At 48.5% G+C, this 17,845-nt stretch carries 17 protein-coding genes, 1 tRNA gene and 1 other annotated feature; of the genes, 16 read left to right on the top strand and 2 right to left on the bottom strand.

What is annotated here, in order from left to right:
- The first annotated feature begins 171 nt into the window (after window positions 1–171).
- The 11 genes from gdhA to WMO65_RS06470 all read left to right on the top strand — a co-directional run bounded on the left by gdhA (window position 172) and on the right by WMO65_RS06470 (window position 11,296).
- The gene (gdhA, locus tag WMO65_RS06520) at window positions 172–1,506 is read left to right on the top strand and encodes an NADP-specific glutamate dehydrogenase (RefSeq protein ID WP_148392177.1); all 1,335 of its coding nucleotides are present in this window, start codon (window positions 172–174) and stop codon (window positions 1,504–1,506) included.
- A 251-nt stretch (window positions 1,507–1,757) separates the two neighbouring features.
- Window positions 1,758–3,848 (top strand): two-component system response regulator, encoded by a 2,091-nt coding sequence (locus WMO65_RS06515; RefSeq protein WP_033142577.1) that lies wholly within the window; start codon window positions 1,758–1,760, stop codon window positions 3,846–3,848.
- Between the two features lie 51 nt (window positions 3,849–3,899).
- Window positions 3,900–4,113, top strand: a binding site (T-box leader).
- Between the two features lie 63 nt (window positions 4,114–4,176).
- Window positions 4,177–4,848 carry a serine O-acetyltransferase EpsC gene (epsC, locus tag WMO65_RS06510; RefSeq protein ID WP_103732416.1) on the top strand — a complete coding sequence of 224 codons (672 nt, stop codon included), beginning with the start codon at window positions 4,177–4,179 and terminating at the stop codon, window positions 4,846–4,848.
- Window positions 4,849–4,852: 4 nt separating this feature from the next.
- Complete coding sequence (cysS, locus tag WMO65_RS06505; RefSeq protein WP_033142579.1) at window positions 4,853–6,259, top strand: cysteine--tRNA ligase; 1,407 nt, start codon at window positions 4,853–4,855, stop codon at window positions 6,257–6,259.
- A complete protein-coding gene (locus WMO65_RS06500) occupies window positions 6,244–6,693 on the top strand; it encodes a Mini-ribonuclease 3 (RefSeq protein ID WP_033142580.1) in 450 nt (149 codons plus the stop codon). Before cysS ends, WMO65_RS06500 begins: the two co-directional genes overlap by 16 nt.
- Entirely contained in the window at window positions 6,668–7,417 is a 750-nt protein-coding gene (rlmB, locus tag WMO65_RS06495; protein ID WP_148392180.1) for a 23S rRNA (guanosine(2251)-2'-O)-methyltransferase RlmB, read from the top strand. Before WMO65_RS06500 ends, rlmB begins: the two co-directional genes overlap by 26 nt.
- A gap of 3 nt (window positions 7,418–7,420) precedes the next feature.
- Window positions 7,421–8,005: a sigma-70 family RNA polymerase sigma factor gene (locus tag WMO65_RS06490; RefSeq protein ID WP_148392182.1), complete on the top strand. Its 585-nt coding sequence runs from the start codon at window positions 7,421–7,423 to the stop codon at window positions 8,003–8,005.
- A 273-nt stretch (window positions 8,006–8,278) separates the two neighbouring features.
- The gene (locus WMO65_RS06485; protein WP_033142583.1) at window positions 8,279–9,592 is read left to right on the top strand and encodes a hemolysin family protein; all 1,314 of its coding nucleotides are present in this window, start codon (window positions 8,279–8,281) and stop codon (window positions 9,590–9,592) included.
- A gap of 56 nt (window positions 9,593–9,648) precedes the next feature.
- Window positions 9,649–10,623, top strand: coding sequence for a D-2-hydroxyacid dehydrogenase (locus WMO65_RS06480; protein ID WP_148392184.1), 975 nt, complete (start codon window positions 9,649–9,651; stop codon window positions 10,621–10,623).
- Window positions 10,624–10,820: 197 nt separating this feature from the next.
- Window positions 10,821–10,893: transfer RNA gene (locus WMO65_RS06475), tRNA-Thr, on the top strand.
- Between the two features lie 94 nt (window positions 10,894–10,987).
- Window positions 10,988–11,296 carry a nucleoside triphosphate pyrophosphohydrolase gene (locus tag WMO65_RS06470; RefSeq protein WP_148392186.1) on the top strand — a complete coding sequence of 103 codons (309 nt, stop codon included), beginning with the start codon at window positions 10,988–10,990 and terminating at the stop codon, window positions 11,294–11,296.
- Window positions 11,297–11,344: 48 nt separating this feature from the next.
- Here WMO65_RS06470 and WMO65_RS06465 read toward each other — a convergent pair whose 3' ends face one another.
- On the bottom strand, window positions 11,345–12,049 hold the full coding sequence (locus tag WMO65_RS06465) for a FadR/GntR family transcriptional regulator (protein ID WP_148392187.1): 705 nt from the start codon (window positions 12,047–12,049) through the stop codon (window positions 11,345–11,347).
- An 81-nt stretch (window positions 12,050–12,130) separates the two neighbouring features.
- The gene (locus WMO65_RS06460; protein WP_103733231.1) at window positions 12,131–12,853 is read right to left on the bottom strand and encodes a FadR/GntR family transcriptional regulator; all 723 of its coding nucleotides are present in this window, start codon (window positions 12,851–12,853) and stop codon (window positions 12,131–12,133) included.
- Between the two features lie 271 nt (window positions 12,854–13,124).
- On the opposite strand from WMO65_RS06460, the gene WMO65_RS06455 reads away from it, so the two are divergent.
- Genes WMO65_RS06455 through WMO65_RS06435 form a run of 5 tightly spaced genes read left to right on the top strand, consistent with a single transcriptional unit; the run spans window position 13,125 to window position 17,811 of the window.
- A complete protein-coding gene (locus WMO65_RS06455) occupies window positions 13,125–14,204 on the top strand; it encodes a TRAP transporter substrate-binding protein (protein WP_033142598.1) in 1,080 nt (359 codons plus the stop codon).
- Window positions 14,205–14,222: 18 nt separating this feature from the next.
- Window positions 14,223–14,735: a TRAP transporter small permease gene (locus WMO65_RS06450; protein ID WP_033142599.1), complete on the top strand. Its 513-nt coding sequence runs from the start codon at window positions 14,223–14,225 to the stop codon at window positions 14,733–14,735.
- Window positions 14,732–16,015: a TRAP transporter large permease gene (locus tag WMO65_RS06445; protein WP_207727950.1), complete on the top strand. Its 1,284-nt coding sequence runs from the start codon at window positions 14,732–14,734 to the stop codon at window positions 16,013–16,015. Before WMO65_RS06450 ends, WMO65_RS06445 begins: the two co-directional genes overlap by 4 nt.
- A 42-nt stretch (window positions 16,016–16,057) precedes the next feature.
- Window positions 16,058–16,879 carry a transketolase gene (locus tag WMO65_RS06440; protein ID WP_033144144.1) on the top strand — a complete coding sequence of 274 codons (822 nt, stop codon included), beginning with the start codon at window positions 16,058–16,060 and terminating at the stop codon, window positions 16,877–16,879.
- Window positions 16,879–17,811, top strand: a complete 933-nt coding sequence (locus WMO65_RS06435) for a transketolase family protein (RefSeq protein WP_148392189.1) — start codon at window positions 16,879–16,881, stop codon at window positions 17,809–17,811. The genes WMO65_RS06440 and WMO65_RS06435 overlap by 1 nt, the downstream gene beginning before the upstream one ends.
- Window positions 17,812–17,845: the final 34 nt, after the last annotated feature.

Genomic DNA, 17,845 nt, shown 5'->3' with positions numbered 1-17,845 from the left:
AAGTATATGACACTTTCACGAAAGAAAGATTCACTTTTCTTTAGAAAAGTCCGGAAAAAGTAAAATTTATGAAAAAATCTGCAGGAACTAAAAATAAAACTTGCAAAATCTGGCAACAGGTTTTATAATAACCTACATAAGTTTTACACATATCACTATAGGAGGATCGTCATGTCATACGTAGATGAGGTAATTGAATCAGTAGTTAAGAAAAATCCAGGTGAACCGGAATTCCATCAGGCTGTCAGAGAGGTCCTGGAGTCCCTGAAACCTGTTGTTGAAGCAAACGAAGAAAAGTACCGCAGAGAAGCACTGCTGGAGCGTCTGGTTGAGCCGGAGCGCGTGATCATGTTCCGCGTACCGTGGGTAGATGACAACGGCAATGTGCAGGTGAACAAAGGTTACCGCGTACAGTTCAACAGTGCCATCGGACCGTACAAGGGTGGTCTCCGTTTCCATCCGTCCGTATATCTGGGAATCATCAAGTTCCTGGGATTTGAGCAGATTTTCAAAAACTCACTCACCGGACTTCCCATCGGCGGCGGCAAAGGCGGTTCTGATTTTGATCCGAAAGGAAAATCAGACAGAGAGGTTATGGCATTCTGCCAGAGCTTCATGACAGAGCTGTACAGACACATCGGTGCAGACACTGACGTACCTGCAGGTGATATCGGTGTAGGCGCAAGAGAAATCGGCTATATGTTCGGCCAGTATAAGAGAATCCGCAACGCTTACGAAGGCGTTCTCACAGGAAAGGGCCTCACATACGGCGGTTCCCTGGTGAGAACACAGGCTACGGGATACGGTCTGTTATACCTGACAGAAGAGCTGCTGAAATTAAACGGCAAAGAGCTGGCCGGCAAGACCGTTGCCGTATCCGGCGCAGGAAATGTTGCCATTTACGCTATTGAAAAAGCATACCAGTTAGGTGCAAAACCGGTGACCTGCTCCGACTCCGCAGGCTGGATCTATGATCCCGAAGGCATTGACCTGGCAGCGTTAAAAGAGATCAAAGAAGTAAAACGTGCCCGTCTGACGGAGTACAAGAACTACAGACCGAATGCAGAATACCACGAGGGCAAAGGTGTGTGGAGCGTAAAAGTGGATGTTGCCCTTCCTTGCGCGACACAGAACGAGCTGCAGCTTGAGGATGCAAAACAGTTGGCAGCTAACGGATGCTTTGCAGTATGCGAGGGCGCCAACATGCCTACCACACTGGAAGCTACCGAATATCTGCAGGAGAACGGCATTATCTTCGCACCGGGCAAAGCTGCCAATGCAGGCGGTGTTGCCACATCCGCACTTGAGATGTCCCAGAACAGCGAGCGTCTGAGCTGGAGCTTTGAAGAAGTGGATGCAAAATTACAGGGCATCATGGTTAACATCTGCCACAACATGGTAGATGCAGCTAAGAAATACGGCCACGAGGGCAACTATGTAGTCGGTGCCAACGCAGCCGGATTTGAAAAAGTTGCAGAAGCAATGCTCGCTCAGGGCATCTGCTAAGTTTTGTGATTTGAACAGCCTTCCTTGAAAATAAAAATACAAAAATCAGCCTCTTGTAAGAAACGGGTGCAGAATCGCAGGATTTTGTACCCGTTTTTGTCCGGAAAAATCTTGTTTGCAGGCGTACTGTGAGCTATAATAAAAGATAGTGAGGACTGCAGAGAAGATGCAGGATATGATAGAAAGATTCTGCAGGGCACCAAAAGCTTTTGAGAACAGACAGGAGAAAAACGAGGAAGGGTTATAAACAGATGCAGAGAGAAAAGACCATGCTGATTGCAGATGACGTAGAATTGAACAGAGCGCTCTTGGAGAATATCTTTGATGACGAGTACAGCATTCTTCAGGCTGCAGACGGAGTGGAAGCCATGGAGATCCTTCGCAGCCAGCCGGTGGATGTTGTCCTGTTGGATATTGTCATGCCGCGCATGGACGGGTTCGAGGTCCTGAAAACCATGAAGGAGGAGGAGACACTTTCGGGTATTCCGGTCATCATGGCAACCTCAGAGAAGGAAAATTCGGAGGAGCGGGCCCTGCTGCTTGGGGCGGACGATTTTATCAACAAGCCGTACCGGGCCATGGTGGTAAAAAAGCGTGTAGAAAATATTGTGGTTAAGCATATTCTGGAGCGGAAACGGCTGGAAAATGCCCTTTTTGAGACCAGGAATGAATTGAACTCCCTGATCGACTCTGTCCCGGGCGGCATTGGTGTCTGGAAGGTGACGGATAAGGTGCAGGTGGAGTATTTTAATGACGGATTCTGCCGGCAGTTCGGCTATGACAGGGAGGAGTTCCAGGAGAAATTCAGCAGTGATCTGACTGCTCTGTGGGTTGGCGGCGATACAGAATATATTCTTAACCGGCTGCGGGAAAACAAGGACAGTAATGACAGGATCTCCCTGGTCCATCAGGTGAGAAGAAAGGACAAAAGCCTTCGGTGGTTCAGTCTGAATGCCCTGAAATACAAGGTGGAGGACGGGGTACCTGTCTTCCGCATCGTGAATATCGACGTGACGGAGAGCAGGGAGAATGAACTTCTCATTGAGCAGAAGAATGAGGAGCTCAGGTACCTGCTGGATCATGATGCCCTCACAGGCCTTTATAACCGCTCCACTTTCTGTCGGAAGACCGCGGATTTCCTGAGACAGAATCCTGAGGGGACCTACAATATGGTGCAGTTTGATATTGAGCGCTTTAAGGTGATCAACGAGCTTTACGGCAATTTTATGGGAGACAGGATACTGCTTCTGATTGCCGAGGGGCTTCAGAAATGCCTGAAAAGTAAGGGGACCTACGGAAGACTGGAGGCAGACCATTTTGCCGTATGCCTTCCGGCAGGGACAGAGGAGCTGCAGCAGGTGCGGGACCAGATGGAGAAAAGCCTGGCGTCTGTGAAGATAGAGCAGAAGATCAATCTCTATTACGGGGTTTACACCATTGAGGACAGGGGCATGTCCGTGGATCTCATGTGTGACAGGGCAAACCTGGCCCTGCGTACAGTCAAGGGAAATTCAAACCGCGCTTACGCAGTGTACAATGACGAGCTCCATCAGGTCGTTTTAAGTGAGCAGCAGCTTACCAACTCCATGGAGGAGGCACTTCTCCAGAGACAGTTTGAGGTTTATTACCAGCCGGTTGTGGACCTGAACACAGGAGATGTGGTGAGCGCTGAGGCGTTGGTGCGGTGGAACCATCCGGAAAAGGGTATGGTGTCGCCCGGATTTTTCATTCCGTTTTTTGAGCATAATGGCTTTATCATCAAGCTGGACGCCTACATCAGGGAGGAAGTCTGCAGGAATATGATGGAGCTCAGGCGCCGCGGCTTAAGAAACATTCCGGTGTCTGTAAATGTATCCAGGCTGGAGTTCTATGATCCCAATCTCTGCAGAAGCATCATAGACCTGACAGAAAGGTACCGGCTGGAGCCGCAGATGATGCGGCTGGAGATCACGGAGAGTGCCTATACGGACAATCCCCAGCAGCTTCTGGCAGCCATGAAGGAACTGCAGAACTATGGGTTCCAGGTGCTGATGGATGATTTCGGAAGCGGATATTCCTCTCTGAACATGCTGAAGGATGTGCCTGTGGATATCCTGAAAATGGACATGAAATTCTTGGAAGACCAGGGGATCTCCGGCAGAGGCCCTGAGATCCTGGCCTCCCTGGTACGCATGGCAAAAAAACTGGGCATGCGCACCATTGCAGAGGGTATCGAGACGAAGGAACAGGGAGATTTTCTGCGCTCTGTGGGATGTGAATACGGACAGGGCTATTACTATGCAAGACCTATGCCGGCAGATTCCTTTACCAGTCTGCTGATGGCAAGAGAAAACGTAAAGTGAAAAAATCCATTGACAAACAGTCCATTTATGCATAAACTAGAGAAAGATATGGAAAAAGCTGTGAACGGAAAGAGTAACCTGGGAATTTTTACAGAGAAGGACAGTCACCGGCTGAGAGCTGCCCAAAAAGGAAAAGGTGAAAGTGCATCCGGGAGCTGACCTGCCTGTCATACGGGAAGGTCCGTGTACCTGCGTTAAAGGTGTGAGCGGGGGACTGATGTCCTCAAATAGAGTGGAACCGCGGAGTGATTTCTTCGTCTCTATATGGCAGCAACAGCCATATAGAGGCGTTTTTTATTCCATATTTACCATAGAAAGGAAATAAACCATGGGATTTGTCAAACATATAAAAGAAGAATTTCAGGTTATCCGGGAAAGGGACCCGGCCATCAAAACGCCGCTGGAAGTCCTTCTGTATCCCAGTTTCCGGGTCATGATCCAGTATAGAAGGGCGCATAAGCTCTATGAAAAAGGCCACTATTTCCTTGCCAGATGGATTTCCCAGAGGGCAGCCAGAAAAACAGGTATTGAAATCCATCCCGGGGCAAAAATAGGAAAGGGACTGTTTATTGACCACGGCACCGGTGTTATCATCGGTGAGACAACAGTCATAGGCAACAATGTGACGCTTTACCAGGGCGTGACCCTGGGCGGTACCGGCAAAGAGACCGGCAAGCGCCATCCCACCCTGAAGGACAATGTGATGGTAAGTGCCGGGGCGAAAATACTGGGCTCCTTCACCATTGGGGAAAATTCCAAAATCGGTGCGGGAAGCGTAGTGCTGGAGGAGATTCCTCCCAACTGTACCGTAGTCGGTGTTCCGGGCCGTATTGTGAAGCGGGAGAACCAGAAAGTGCCAAGAAGTGATATGGACCAGGTTCATCTGCCTGACCCGGTACTGGAGGATATCAGAAAACTGCAGAGTGAGAATGAACACCTGAAGTCAAAGCTGCAGAAGCTGGAATACGAACTTCAGGAATTAATAGAAGAAAAGGAGTAGAGACATGAAGATTTACAATACCCTGACAAAGAGAAAAGAAGACTTCGTTCCCCTGGAGGAAGGAAAAGTAAAAATGTATGTGTGCGGCCCTACCGTATACAATTTTATCCACATCGGAAATGCCAGACCCATGATCGTCTTTGACACAGTGAGAAGATATATGGAGTACAAGGGATATGAAGTAAACTATGTATCCAATTTCACGGATGTGGATGACAAGATCATTGCAAAAGCCATCGAGGAGGGTGTACCTGCGGAAGAGATCTCCGAGCGCTACATCAAAGAGTGCAAAAAGGATATGGCTGATATGAATGTAAAGCCTGCCACCACACATCCCCTGGCAACCCAGGAGATAGACGGCATGATCGACATGATCCAGACGCTCATTGACAAAGGATTTGCCTATGCGGTGAACGGCACTGTCTACTTCCGGGTAAAGAATTTCAGCGAGTATGGAAAACTCTCCCACAAGAATCTGGATGACCTGCAGTCAGGATTCCGTTCTATCCAGGTATCAGGGGAGGACCAGAAGGAAGATCCCCTTGACTTTGTTCTCTGGAAGCCGAAAAAAGAAGGGGAGCCTTACTGGGTATCACCCTGGAGTGAGGGAAGGCCGGGCTGGCACATTGAGTGCTCTGTCATGTCTAAAAAATATCTGGGCGAGGAGATTGATATCCACGCAGGCGGTGAGGACCTGGTATTCCCGCACCACGAGAATGAAATTGCCCAGTCTGAGTGCTGCAACGGCAAAATCTTTGCAAAATACTGGATGCACAATGCATTTCTGAACATTGATAACAGAAAGATGTCAAAATCTCTGGGCAATTTCTTCACAGTCCGTGAGATCGGCGAGAAATATGACCTGCAGGTACTGCGCTTTTTCATGCTGAATGCCCATTACAGAAGTCCTTTAAACTTCAGCGCCGAGCTGATGGAGGCTTCCAAGAATGCGCTGGACCGTATTGTGACCTGCGTGGACCAGTTAAAGCATCTGCTTGAAAATGCCCGGGATGAAGAGCTTACGGAGGCGGAAAAGGCGCAGCTTCCGGAAATCGAAGGCCTTGTGAAGAAATATGAGGAGTCCATGGAAGATGACTTCAATACAGCAGATGCCATTGCGGCTGTTTTTGAGCTTGTAAAATTCACCAACACCCAGGCGGGAAGCGGCAGCACAAAAGCATTTGTAAAACTTCTCTTTGACAAGATCACAGGCCTGTGCGATGTACTTGGCCTGATCGTGAATAAAAAAGAAGAAGTGCTGGACTCTGTAGTGGAAGGCCTGATCGAGGAGCGCCAGGCAGCCAGAAAAGCAAAAGATTTCGCGCGGGCAGATGAGATTCGTGACCAGCTTGCCTCCATGGGCATCATCCTGAAGGATACAAGAGAAGGTGTACAATGGAAGAGAGCTTAAGAAAGTTAAAAGACATGTTCTGTCTGGAGGATACGGATATCAGAACGTATTCTCCCCTGACCCTGGCTTATATCGGGGACGCTATCTACGAGCTGGTGATCCGCACCATACTGGTGGAAAAGGGCAATACACAGGTGAATAAACTGCACAACCGGGCAAGCAGGCTTGTAAAGGCCTCTGCCCAGTCCTCCATGATCGAGAAGCTGAAACCGCATCTCACAGAGGAGGAGGCAGCCGTATTCAAGCGCGGCAGAAATGCGAAATCTTATACCATGGCGAAAAATGCCAGTATGTCAGATTACAGAAGAGCAACCGGTTTTGAGGCACTGATGGGATATCTGTATCTTACGGAGCAGTGGGACAGAATGCTGGAGCTGATAAAAACAGGTTTGGAAGAAGGAGAAGCAGATGGAAGAGAAATTCCAGGAGAGTAAAGTAGAGGGCCGCAATGCAGTGCTGGAGGCATTCCGTTCAGGCCGCGTGGTGGACAAGCTGTTTGTGCTGGAGCGATGTGAGGACGGTCCTGTCCGCACAATTTTGAGAGAGGCGAAAAAGCACGATACCATGGTGCGGTTCGTGAAAAAGGAGCGTCTGGACCAGATGTCAGAGACCGGAAAACACCAGGGAGTCATTGCCGTGACAGCGGCCTATGACTACGCGGAAGTGGATGATATTCTGAATAAGGCCAGGGAAAAGGGAGAGGCTCCCTTTGTGGTGCTCCTTGACAACATCGAAGATCCCCACAACCTGGGAGCAATCATCCGTACTGCCAATCTGGCAGGCGCCCACGGAGTGATCATACCGAAAAACAGAGCAGTGGGCCTTACCGCCACCGTTGCCCGCACCTCAGCGGGAGCCCTGAATTACACGCCTGTGGCGAGAGTGACCAACATTGCCAGGACCATAGAGGAGCTGAAAAAAGAAGGACTGTGGTTTGTCTGCGCAGATATGGGCGGCACCAGCATGTACCAGCTTGATTTGAAAGGGCCGATCGGTCTTGTGATTGGAAATGAAGGGGAAGGCGTATCCCGCATGGTTAAGGAGAAATGCGACTTTGTGGCATCCATACCCATGAAAGGTGATATTGATTCCCTGAATGCTTCCGTGGCTGCGGGAGTTTTGGCTTATGAAATTGTGAGACAGCGGCTTTTGGGATAAAATATGGATAATTACGAACAGTTTACGGACGAAGAATTGATTGAGCGGCTGAGGGACGGTGAGCAGGAGCTGGAGGACTATCTCATGGAGAAATACAAGGGGATGGTACTGAAAAAGGCCCATGCCATGTTCATTGTGGGCGGCGAGCGGGAGGATCTGATCCAGGAGGGCATGATTGGCCTGTTCAGGGCTTTGAGAGATTACCAGCCGGGGAAAAGCGCCACCTTTGCCACCTTTGCCAACCTGTGTGTGGAGCGGCAGATCTATAAGGCCATAGAAATGTCGGGAAGGCTTAAAAATAAGCCGCTGAACTCCTACATTTCCCTCAGCGAGGAGGAAAGTCCCATTCTTGACAGTCTGGCCTTTGAGCAGCAGGACCCTGAGGCCATTGTCATTGACAGGGAGAACGTAAATGTCATGCAGGAGAAGATCCGGCAGCATCTGAGCCGTTTTGAAACCCGGGTGCTGGACTCTTATCTGGAAGGTATGACCTACACCCAGATTGCGGAGGCTATGGGGAAAAGCCCCAAGTCCATTGACAATGCCCTGCAGAGAATCCGGGGGAAGATCAGGGAATTCTTAGAGTGAACAGTCACAAAAGAACAGCATTGACAGGTGCGCGTTTTAGTGGTATCTTAATACACAATAAGAGGAAAGGATGTGATTGCGCACATGGAGGATAGCGACGATAGTGATAGTGCATTTAGCAGATTAGCTGCCCCATGTCGTATTATGGATAGATAAGGCGTGGTCTGTATACGGAGAGATCCGGATACAGGCTGTGCCTTTTTGTGTTTTTTCATACTTCCCATACAGATGGGGAGAAAGATTCCATAATACGATTTCAGGAGGTATAGGATAATGATAGGAGCTTTACTTTTACAGGTTGTTTTGATATTTTTAAATGCGACTTTTGCCAGTGCGGAGATCGCGGTGATCTCTATGAATGAGACACGGCTGCGCAAGCTGACTGCGGATGGGGATAAGAGGGCTGTGAAGCTGTCTGCCCTGACGGAACAGCCCGCCAGGTTTTTAGCCACCATTCAGGTTGCCATCACGCTGGCAGGACTGCTGGGAAGTGCGTTTGCAGCGGAAAACTTTGCCGGACCCCTGGTGGGGTGGCTGACGGCAGCAGGGGTGGCCATTCCGGAATCCGTGCTGAAATCCATTGCCGTATTTTTGATCACACTGATACTGGCTTATTTTAACCTGGTATTCGGAGAGCTGGTTCCAAAGCGTATTGCCATGAAAAAGGCGGATTCCATGGCGCTGTCCATGTCGGGCATGCTTTATGGAGTGTCCAGGGCATTTGCGCCGCTGGTATTTCTCTTGACAGTATCCACGAACCTGATCCTGAAGCTGATGGGTATTAACCCGGAGGAAGAGGAGGAGAAGGTTTCTGAGGAGGAGATCCGTATGCTTCTCATGGAGGGAAATGCCCAGGGAACCATTGATGCCCGGGAAAATGAGATGATACAGAATATATTTGATTTTGACGATATGGATGCGGAACAGATCTGTACCCACCGTATTGATGTGGATGCGCTGTATCTGGAAGATGATATGGCAGAGTGGGAGGATATGATAAGACGTACCCGCCATTCCTTTTATCCTGTGTGCGGTGAGAGCTGTGACGATATTGTGGGTATTTTGGATACCAGAGATTATTTCCGCATGGAGGACAGATCGCGTGAGGCTGTCATGGCGCAGGCTGTGGATAAGGCCTGGTTTGTGCCGGACGGCATGAAGGCGGATGTGCTTTTTTCCAATATGAAGAAGAACAGGACATATTTTGCCGTGCTGGTGGACGAATACGGCGGTGTCTCCGGCATCATCACGCTTCATGACCTGATGGAGGCCCTGGTAGGGGAGCTGTGCGAGGAGGAGGAAGCGCTGCGCCCCAGGGAAATCGAGAAGATCAGTGACAAGGAGTGGAAGGTACAGGGCTGTGCCCCGCTGGACGATGTGGCGGAGGCGCTGGGTGTTCATCTTCCCACAGACACGTATGACACATTCAACGGATTTATCTGCAGCATCATAGGAAGGGTGCCGAAAAACGGCGAGAGATTTGAATGTGAATTTTCAGGCGTGCGGGTCTTGGTCCACTCTGTGGAAAATCACAGAATCGGCACTACCACACTCCATTTGATTGACGAAAATCCTTTGCCCTGTTAAAATAGTAATAATTAAAACATTAAAGTGTTACAGCAGAAAGAACGGGAGGTAGCAACATGAGGGAAAAAACAATTCTGGTAGTGATACCTGTGAGAGAAGAACATAGAGAGCTTCTGGAGGAGGCGGCACCGGGGAATCATTTTGTATATTCCTCGATCAGGGAAGTGAGCAGGGAACAGGTGCAGGAGGCGGATATCATTCTGGGAAATGTCCCGGCAGATAAAATCAGAGCTTCCAAAAAACTACAGTGGCTGCAGTTAAACTCTGCCGGAGCTGACGCTTATACAGGCCAGGGCATTCTGGATGAAAATACAGTTGTCACAACAGCAAACGGAGCCTACGGAAAGACTGTTTCCGAGCATATGTTTGCCATGCTGTTAGCCATGCAGAAGAAACTGCATCTCTACCGTGACAGTCAGAATAAGCATATCTGGGACGAACACGGAACCGTGACTTCCATTGCGGACTCTACAGTGCTGATCTTCGGAATGGGGGATATCGGCCGCCACTTTGCCAAGATGGCCCATGCCCTGGGCGCTTATGTCATTGGTGTGAAGAAAAGTCCGGGAAACTGCCCGGAGTACATTGATGAGCCGCATCTGATGAAGGACTGCAGAGAACTGCTGCCTCATGCCGATGTGGTGGTCTCCTTCCTGCCCAGTACACCGGAGACGAGGGGCCTGTTTGACAAGGAACTGTTCCATCTCATGAAGCCGGGTGCCTTCTTTTTGAACGGCGGCCGCGGCGATGCGGTCTGTACAGAGGACCTCTGCGATGTGCTGGATGAGGGCCGTCTGGCAGGCGTGGCCCTGGATGTGACAAAGCCCGAGCCGCTTCCGGCTGACCACAGACTGTGGGATTATCCCAATGTATTTATCACGCCCCATGTGTCAGGCTTCTATCACCTTCCGGAAACCCTGGATAAGGTGGTAAATATCTGCACGGAGAACCTGAAACGGTACATGCAGGGACAGAAGCTCAGAAACATCATGGATTTCCAGGCAGGCTACTGCAGCGGAAACAAAAAATAAAGCGCTGCATTGATAAACAGCAGTGACAATATGACCTGTGCGGTGCACAAACCGGGCACCGCACAGGGGCATATTACACCGTTCTGGCTGCTGCGACAAAAAAATAAAAAAGTTTTCAAAAATATCTTGACATTTGACACAACTTTTGTTAGAATTCTTAATTGTGATGACGAGTTACACAGCACATCACTAGGAATGCTGCCTTGGCTCAGTTGGTAGAGCGTCGCCTTGGTAAGGCGGAGGTCGGCGGTTCAAATCCGCTAGGCAGCTCGATGAAAACCCTTGAATTTTCAAGGGTTTTTTTGTTATTTACGGAAAATGAAAACCGTCCGGAGTGGGCGGTGTGTTTATACGGAGGTGAGTAATGAAAATCTTTAATAAACTGGTGCGGGATAAAATTCGGGATATCATAAGAGAGGGAGGCGGAATACCCTATACAGAAATTTTGTCCGCGGCCGCATACATAACAGAGCTTGACAAGAAGCTGGATGAGGAGATTGCAGAATACCAGGAGAGCAAGGAGCTGGAAGAGCTCGCCGACGCCCTGGAGGTCATCTATGCCATATGCGAAGCCAGGGGATATACCGTGGAAAAACTGCAGGAAGTCCGGGAAGAAAAACGGCGGCTGCGGGGCGGGTTTGAGAAACGGGTTTTGTTGGTTTCCAGGGATTGAGAGAAAAGCAAAAGAGCCGTCCGCTTTTAAGCCGGATGGCTCTTTTGATCAGGCGTCCTGAAGTTTAAACCAAACCTCCACCGTCCTGTCCACAACTTCATCAATCCTGGTGTGATCCCTTTTCTCAATGACCTCATAAACCGCCATATGGGTATTGTACACATACTCCCCATTCTGATGCTTGTGGGTATTGGTGATAGATGCCTGCATAAAATCCATGACAAAAGCATAAATCCTGGCAGCAATCTGGTTATGGCAGGCAAGTCCTAAGAGGCGGTGAAAATCCAGATCATTTTCTGTTATTTTAGACTGGGGAGCACCGCTGTCGATCAGCGCTTTTAACTCTTCCAGGTTTTCTGCAAGCTTTTTGCGTTCTGCGGCATTCTCGTCATAGTGCTCCAGAATCAATTCAAGAATATCGGTCTCGAATATTTTCCGGAATTCATAGAGATTGGAGATGTCAGGATTGGACACGAAAAAGCTGAACAGAAGAGAGTCAATCAGCTCATTTCCCGGTGTTTCACAGACATAAGTGCCGTTACCCACCCGGATGTCCACCAGCCCGAAGGCTGACAGGATTTTCATGGCTTCCCTTACGGAACCTCGGCTGACACCTAATCCTTCGGAAATTTCCAGTTCATTGGGGAGTTTATCCCCCGGTTTCAGACGCCTTTCCATCAATAACTGCTTGATACTGTTCACTACAATATCTACAGCAGATTCACGCTTGCTGGCCTCAAACAAATTACTCATAATGTATTCCACCCCGATCGTTGTTAATTATAGTTATTCTATCAAAAAAAACATAATACGTCAAACAAATGGCGGAAATCCTTATTCTCCCCATGGATTCAGGGAAGGCTGGAGTATGGACCAGGTATCTACGGATTTTGTGATGGCTTCATCAATTCTGCCCGCGTCTTTTGATTCGATCAAATCCACAATATCGCGATGAATTTCATAGACAATCTCTCCGCTGCGGCCCTTATGGGTGGCAGCAATGGAGGGTTCCATAAAGTCTATGATAAAATTATAAACCCGTTCAGCCAGGAGATTTTTGGATGCCTGGCCTAAAATTCTGTGGAATTCCAGGTCATTTTCTGACAGCTTTTTGTCGGATGCGCTGTTGGCCATCAGGCGCTCTAACTGCTCCAGATTATCACGGAGCGCTTTTCTCTCTTTTCCATTGTCATCGTAGTGTTCCAGAATCATAGTAAGAATATCGTTTTCAAAGATATGTCGGAACTCATAGAGGTCATCAATCTGCGGATTGGAGATAAAGAAACTGAACAGAAGGGAATCCATAGTGGTATTTCCCGGTGTTTCACAGACATAAGTACCGTTGCCCACCCGGATATCCACCAGTCCGAAAGCAGAAAGAATCTTCATCGCCTCCCGGACGGACCCGCGGCTCACCCGCAGTTCTTCGGATATCTCCAACTCACTGGGAAGTTTATCGCCTGGTTTTAAGGTCCTTTCCATTAAGAGCTGTTTAATACTGTTTACAACCAGATCGACAGCGGATTCCCGTTTGCTTGCTTCAAATAAATTACTCAAATATTCACCTCCGAATCTATTATTATTCTCAAAAGTCAAAAATGTTTAGTTGTTGTAACTATCTTATCATGGAGAATCATCATACGTCAAATATTAGATATAAGATATTATGCATAAGATTTCCATGGGTAATTTATTTATATTTAACAAAATACACATATAATAGAAAAAAGTTTGGAAAATTCATTGACAAATCAGTCGATAAATGATATACATAAAACATCAGATGTTTAACGAACGACAAATGAAATGAGAGAAAAGGAGAATGGACATGAAAAACAAGATCTTAGCAGCAATTCTGACTGTAACATTGGCAGGCGTTATGACTGCATGTGGAAATAACGGCGGAGGAGGAACCGCAGATGCCTCTGGGACGCAGTCCTCCAAAAGTACATCCGACAGCGGGACGAAAAGTGAAGACACCATGCTTGGGGCGGACAGCGCCACACTGCGCCTGAAGGTGGGAACCACCACAGCTCCCGAAGGTCATTATGTGAAAGGTCTGCAGGAAATGCAGAAGCTGTTGGAGGAGTACAGCGACGGTGAGATGACACTTGATATCTATCCAAACTCCCAGTTGGGAAATGAAAGAGACATGATGGAAAATGTGGGGATGGGAGTACAGGAGATGTGCCTCATATCCACAGGACCCATACCGAACTTTGTCTCTGACTTTGCGGTGCTGGACCTCCCTTACTTATTTGAAGATGAACAACATGCCTATGAAGTATTGGACGGTGAAATCGGAACTTCCCTTCTGGGTCAGCTGGAGAGCCAGGGAATCAGGGGCGTTGGCTTCTGGGAGAATGGTTTCCGTGAGGTGACCAACGACAAAAAGGAGATCAAAACACCGGAAGACTTAAAAGGAATGAAGATCCGTACCATGGAAAACAGCGTACATATGGCAACCTACCAGACATTGGGTGCCACAGCAACACCAATGGCATGGAGTGAGATCTTCACAGCGCTTCAGCAGGGAACCGTGGACGGACAGGAAAACCCCATTGCCATCATAGAATCCGCCAAGGTGTATGAAGTGCAGAAATACGTTTCCATGATTGATATTTTCTATTCCCCCTGTGTGCTGATGATCGCCCAGAGTACCTACGATGGGTTTACGGATGCACAGAAGGAAGCTTTCGACAAAGCAGCAGAGGAGGCAAAGGATTATCAGAGGGAATACAGCAGCAGCTATAATAAAGAAGCAATTGAAAACATGAAAGAAGCAGGCGTTACGGTGACAGAAGTGGATAAAGAAGTGTGGAAGAGTGCAGCGGATGCGGTCTATGACCAGTTGGACAGCCTGAAGCTGAACAAGGAGCTGGTAGAGAAAATTCAGTCATCTAACTAAACAGAAGGAGTGGACATTTTGGAAAAGCTATTTAACGGACTAAAGAAAGCGGAAGAAATACTTCTGGTAGTGTTAATGGTTATTATGTGCGCAGTTATATTTATTGCCACAGTGGCACGTTTCACCGGTTTGTTTGTGATCCCATGGGCAGAAGAGCTGGCAAGGTACTGTATGATATGGGTGATTTTTCTCGGAATCGGTGTTGCGGCATGCAATGGGGAACATTTCTGCGTGGAGGCCCTGGAGTTGTTCTGCTCCGGGACAGTGCTGAAAATCATTTATGTGCTGGACTCTGTCCTGGTGGTTGCGTTCAGTATCTTCGCTTCCTATTATGGAGTGACCATTCTGCAGAAACAGATGGCAAGCGGGCAGGTGACGCCGAGCCTTCGGTGGCCTATGTGGATCATGTATCTCTCCATTCCTCTGGGATTGATCCTTATGGCTCTCTGCTACGCATGGCATACATTTGAGAAGGTCACGGGAAAAGAAAAACCAGAAGAGATCGGGCAGAAGGAGGAAGAGAAAAAATGATTATAGGAATGTTGTTCGGAGTTTTATTTGTCATGCTGTTTCTGGGAGTCCCCATTGCCATCTGCCTGGGAATAGCCGTGTGCGTGGCGATCGTAGCCAGCGGGAACCTGAATCTGCTCCCTGCAGTTGCCCAGAGAATGTTTACCCAGGCGGATAATTTTACTCTGATGGCTGTTCCCTTCTTTATACTGGCCGGAAACATTATGGAAAAGGGAGGCATTTCCAAACGGCTCATAGATTTTATTGAAATACTGATGAGAAGAATACCCGGGCGTCTGTCCTGTATCACAGTCGTGGCCTCCGCATTCTTTGGTGCCATCTCCGGTTCCAATCCGGCAACAGTCGCTGCCATCGGCGGTATCACAGTTCCGAGGATGAAGCAGAAGGGGTACCCGGAAGATGTGGCTGCAGCCGTTGCAGCATCCGGCGGAACACTGGGAGTTGTCATTCCGCCCAGTATTCCCATGGTAACCTATGCGGTGACAGCATCCGTATCTGTGGGAACCATGTTCATGGCAGGTGTCATTCCGGGGCTTTTGCTTGCGGCAGTGCTGATTGCAACCAATATTGTGATCTGTAAAAAATACGACGCCGCAGAGAATGGCAAGGTTACTTTAAAAGCCTTTGCTCACTCTTTTAAAGAGGCACTCCTCGCCATTTTTATGCCTGTGATCATTCTGGGAGGCATTTACGGCGGTTTATTTACACCTACGGAATCCGCGGCGGTTGCCTGTGTGTATGCTTTTATCATCAGTGTATTTGTATATAAAGAACTGACATTAAAGGATATCTACGAGATTTTCCGTAAATCTACCGTGAGTTCAGCGGTGGTATTGTTTGTGGTCAGCATGTCAGCACCCTTTGCCTGGTTTATGACGAACCAGAATATCCCCACTTTTATCGCGTCCAGCGTACTGGGCCTGTTTACCAATAAGGTGGCACTGCTGCTGATGATCAATGTGATCCTGCTGTTTTTGGGATGTTTCCTGGAGACACAGTCCATCATTCTGCTGGTAACCCCGATTCTGCTGCCCATTGCAGCTTCCCTGGGATTATCACCAGTCGCTTTAGGTATCATCATTATTATCAATACCTCCATCGGTATGATCACACCGCCGATGGCAGTGAACCTGTTTGTCGCTTCGGGTATAGCCAATACCAGTATAGGGAAGATCAGTAAACGGATTATTCCCTACCTGTGCATTGAAGTGGCAACACTGCTGGTAATGACCTTCATTCCGGCAATTATCACCTGGCTTCCGGGTATTATGGGAGTTTGATAGTAACTGATAAAATATATAAAAATTCAAGGAGGTTTTCGTATGAACAGCGCAGAACTGAAACAGGTGGCAGATCATCTTCGGATGACAGCCGTGGATATGGTCTATAAAGGAAAGGACGGACATCCGGGTCCGGCACTGTCAATAGCGGACATTATGGCAGTCCTCTTCTTCGATGAGATGAGAATAGATCCTGCCAACCCCGACTGGGAGGACAGAGACCGTTTTATCCTGTCAAAAGGCCATGCATGCCCTATTTACTATGCGGCATTATCTGAGAGAGGTTATTTCGGAGAGAAAATTGAGGACTTTAAGCTGAGAGCACTGGGAAGTAAATTCCAGGGGCATCCGGTCATGAACAAGACAAAAGGTGTGGATATGACATCCGGCTCCCTGGGGAACGGTATTTCCATCGCCGGAGGTATGGCACTGGCGGGAAAATACAGAAGGAAAGACTACAATGTGTATGTGATTGCCGGGGACGGTGAGCTTCAGGAGGGTGTGTGCTGGGAGGGAATCAATTCCGCAGCGGCCCACAAGCTTGATAACCTGATCGTATTCGTGGACAAGAACGGATGGCAGAGCGGTGCTTCTGTACAGGAGACCATTGGCTCCAACAATATAAAAGAGCGTTTTGAGGCGTTCCAGTGGGATGCCCAGGAGATTGACGGCCACGACGCGGACGCGATCAAAGCGGCCATTGCAAAAGCAAAAGAGACAAAGGGAAAACCAAGTGTCATTGTATGCGACTGTGTGAAGGGAAAAGGACTCTCCTTTATGGAAAATGATAACGCATGGCACAAGGGCGTTCCCACAGAGGAACAGTATCAGCAGGCAGTAAAAGAATTAGGAGGTGCAGAATAATGGCAGAATTCAAGGGAACGCGGGAGGCCTTTGCTGCGGCGCTTATAGATCTGGCAGCAAATGACGATAAGATCATGTTTGTTTCACCCGACTCATTAAAAGCGATGCGTGCAACAAAATTTGCAGAGCTGTATCCTGAGCAGTATGTGGAAGTGGGAATATCAGAGCAGAATGCAGTGGACACCGCAGCAGGTCTGGCGGCGGCAGGATTGACCCCTTTTGTAGGTACATATGCAGGGTTTATGACCATGCGTGCCTGTGAGCAGATGCGCACCTTTGTTGCGTATCCGAATCTGAACGTAAAGTTTGTGGGCATCAATTCCGGCCTTTTGGGAGGCGAGAGAGAGGGGGTTACCCATCAGTTCTATGAAGACCTGGGGATCCTTTCCAACATTCCCAATTACACGATCCTGACTCCGGCAGACGGTTACCAGACATACAAAGCAGTACAGATGGCAGCTAAGATCAATGGACCTGTATATGTAAGGGCAGGCAGCGGAAGAGAGGCAAATGTGTATGAAAAAGACGCACCCTTCTCTTCGGACGGCATTACTGTCTTAAGAGAATACGGAAATGACACACTTCTGTTATCCAGCGGATTTGTTCTGGACCGTGTCCTGGCAGCAGCGGATCTGTTAAAAGAGCAGGGTGTAAATGTAACGGTTGGGGATATTAACATCTTATATGGAAAGAATCCGGAGAAGATCATTGAGGCTATCAGGAAAGCGGAGAAGATCGTGACAGTGGAGGACCACAATATTAACGGCGGTCTGGGTGCATACATAAGCAGGCTTTCAGCAGAGAACGCGCCGAAATTCGTAAAACGCATAGGTCTAACCACTTTCGGGGAATCCGGCCCTGCAAAAGAGCTGGCTGATGCCTATGGATTCTCTCCCGAGAACATTGCAAAGACAGTAAAAGAAAATCTGTAACAGGCAGGATCGTTCCGGACAGGAATGAAAGACA

Source organism: Blautia caccae (genome assembly GCF_040095955.1).
Classification (GTDB): domain Bacteria; phylum Bacillota; class Clostridia; order Lachnospirales; family Lachnospiraceae; genus Blautia; species Blautia celeris.
This window is presented reverse-complemented; position numbering and strand designations above follow the sequence as displayed.

Bases quoted from the DNA above. Each gene is read 5' to 3' on its own strand.
- WMO65_RS06485 (WP_033142583.1), top strand. From the start codon at position 8,279: ATGATAGGAGCTTTACTTTTACAGGTTGTTTTGATATTTTTAAATGCG.
- WMO65_RS06440 (WP_033144144.1), top strand. From the start codon at position 16,058: ATGAACAGCGCAGAACTGAAACAGGTGGCAGATCATCTTCGGATGACA.
- WMO65_RS06455 (WP_033142598.1), top strand. From the start codon at position 13,125: ATGAAAAACAAGATCTTAGCAGCAATTCTGACTGTAACATTGGCAGGC.
- WMO65_RS06470 (WP_148392186.1), top strand. From the start codon at position 10,988: ATGAAAATCTTTAATAAACTGGTGCGGGATAAAATTCGGGATATCATA.
- WMO65_RS06490 (WP_148392182.1), top strand. From the start codon at position 7,421: ATGGATAATTACGAACAGTTTACGGACGAAGAATTGATTGAGCGGCTG.
- WMO65_RS06515 (WP_033142577.1), top strand. From the start codon at position 1,758: ATGCAGAGAGAAAAGACCATGCTGATTGCAGATGACGTAGAATTGAAC.
- WMO65_RS06500 (WP_033142580.1), top strand. From the start codon at position 6,244: ATGGAAGAGAGCTTAAGAAAGTTAAAAGACATGTTCTGTCTGGAGGAT.
- WMO65_RS06465 (WP_148392187.1), bottom strand. From the start codon at position 12,049: ATGAGTAATTTGTTTGAGGCCAGCAAGCGTGAATCTGCTGTAGATATT.
- WMO65_RS06445 (WP_207727950.1), top strand. From the start codon at position 14,732: ATGATTATAGGAATGTTGTTCGGAGTTTTATTTGTCATGCTGTTTCTG.
- WMO65_RS06480 (WP_148392184.1), top strand. From the start codon at position 9,649: ATGAGGGAAAAAACAATTCTGGTAGTGATACCTGTGAGAGAAGAACAT.
- cysS (WP_033142579.1), top strand. From the start codon at position 4,853: ATGAAGATTTACAATACCCTGACAAAGAGAAAAGAAGACTTCGTTCCC.
- rlmB (WP_148392180.1), top strand. From the start codon at position 6,668: ATGGAAGAGAAATTCCAGGAGAGTAAAGTAGAGGGCCGCAATGCAGTG.
- gdhA (WP_148392177.1), top strand. From the start codon at position 172: ATGTCATACGTAGATGAGGTAATTGAATCAGTAGTTAAGAAAAATCCA.
- epsC (WP_103732416.1), top strand. From the start codon at position 4,177: ATGGGATTTGTCAAACATATAAAAGAAGAATTTCAGGTTATCCGGGAA.
- WMO65_RS06435 (WP_148392189.1), top strand. From the start codon at position 16,879: ATGGCAGAATTCAAGGGAACGCGGGAGGCCTTTGCTGCGGCGCTTATA.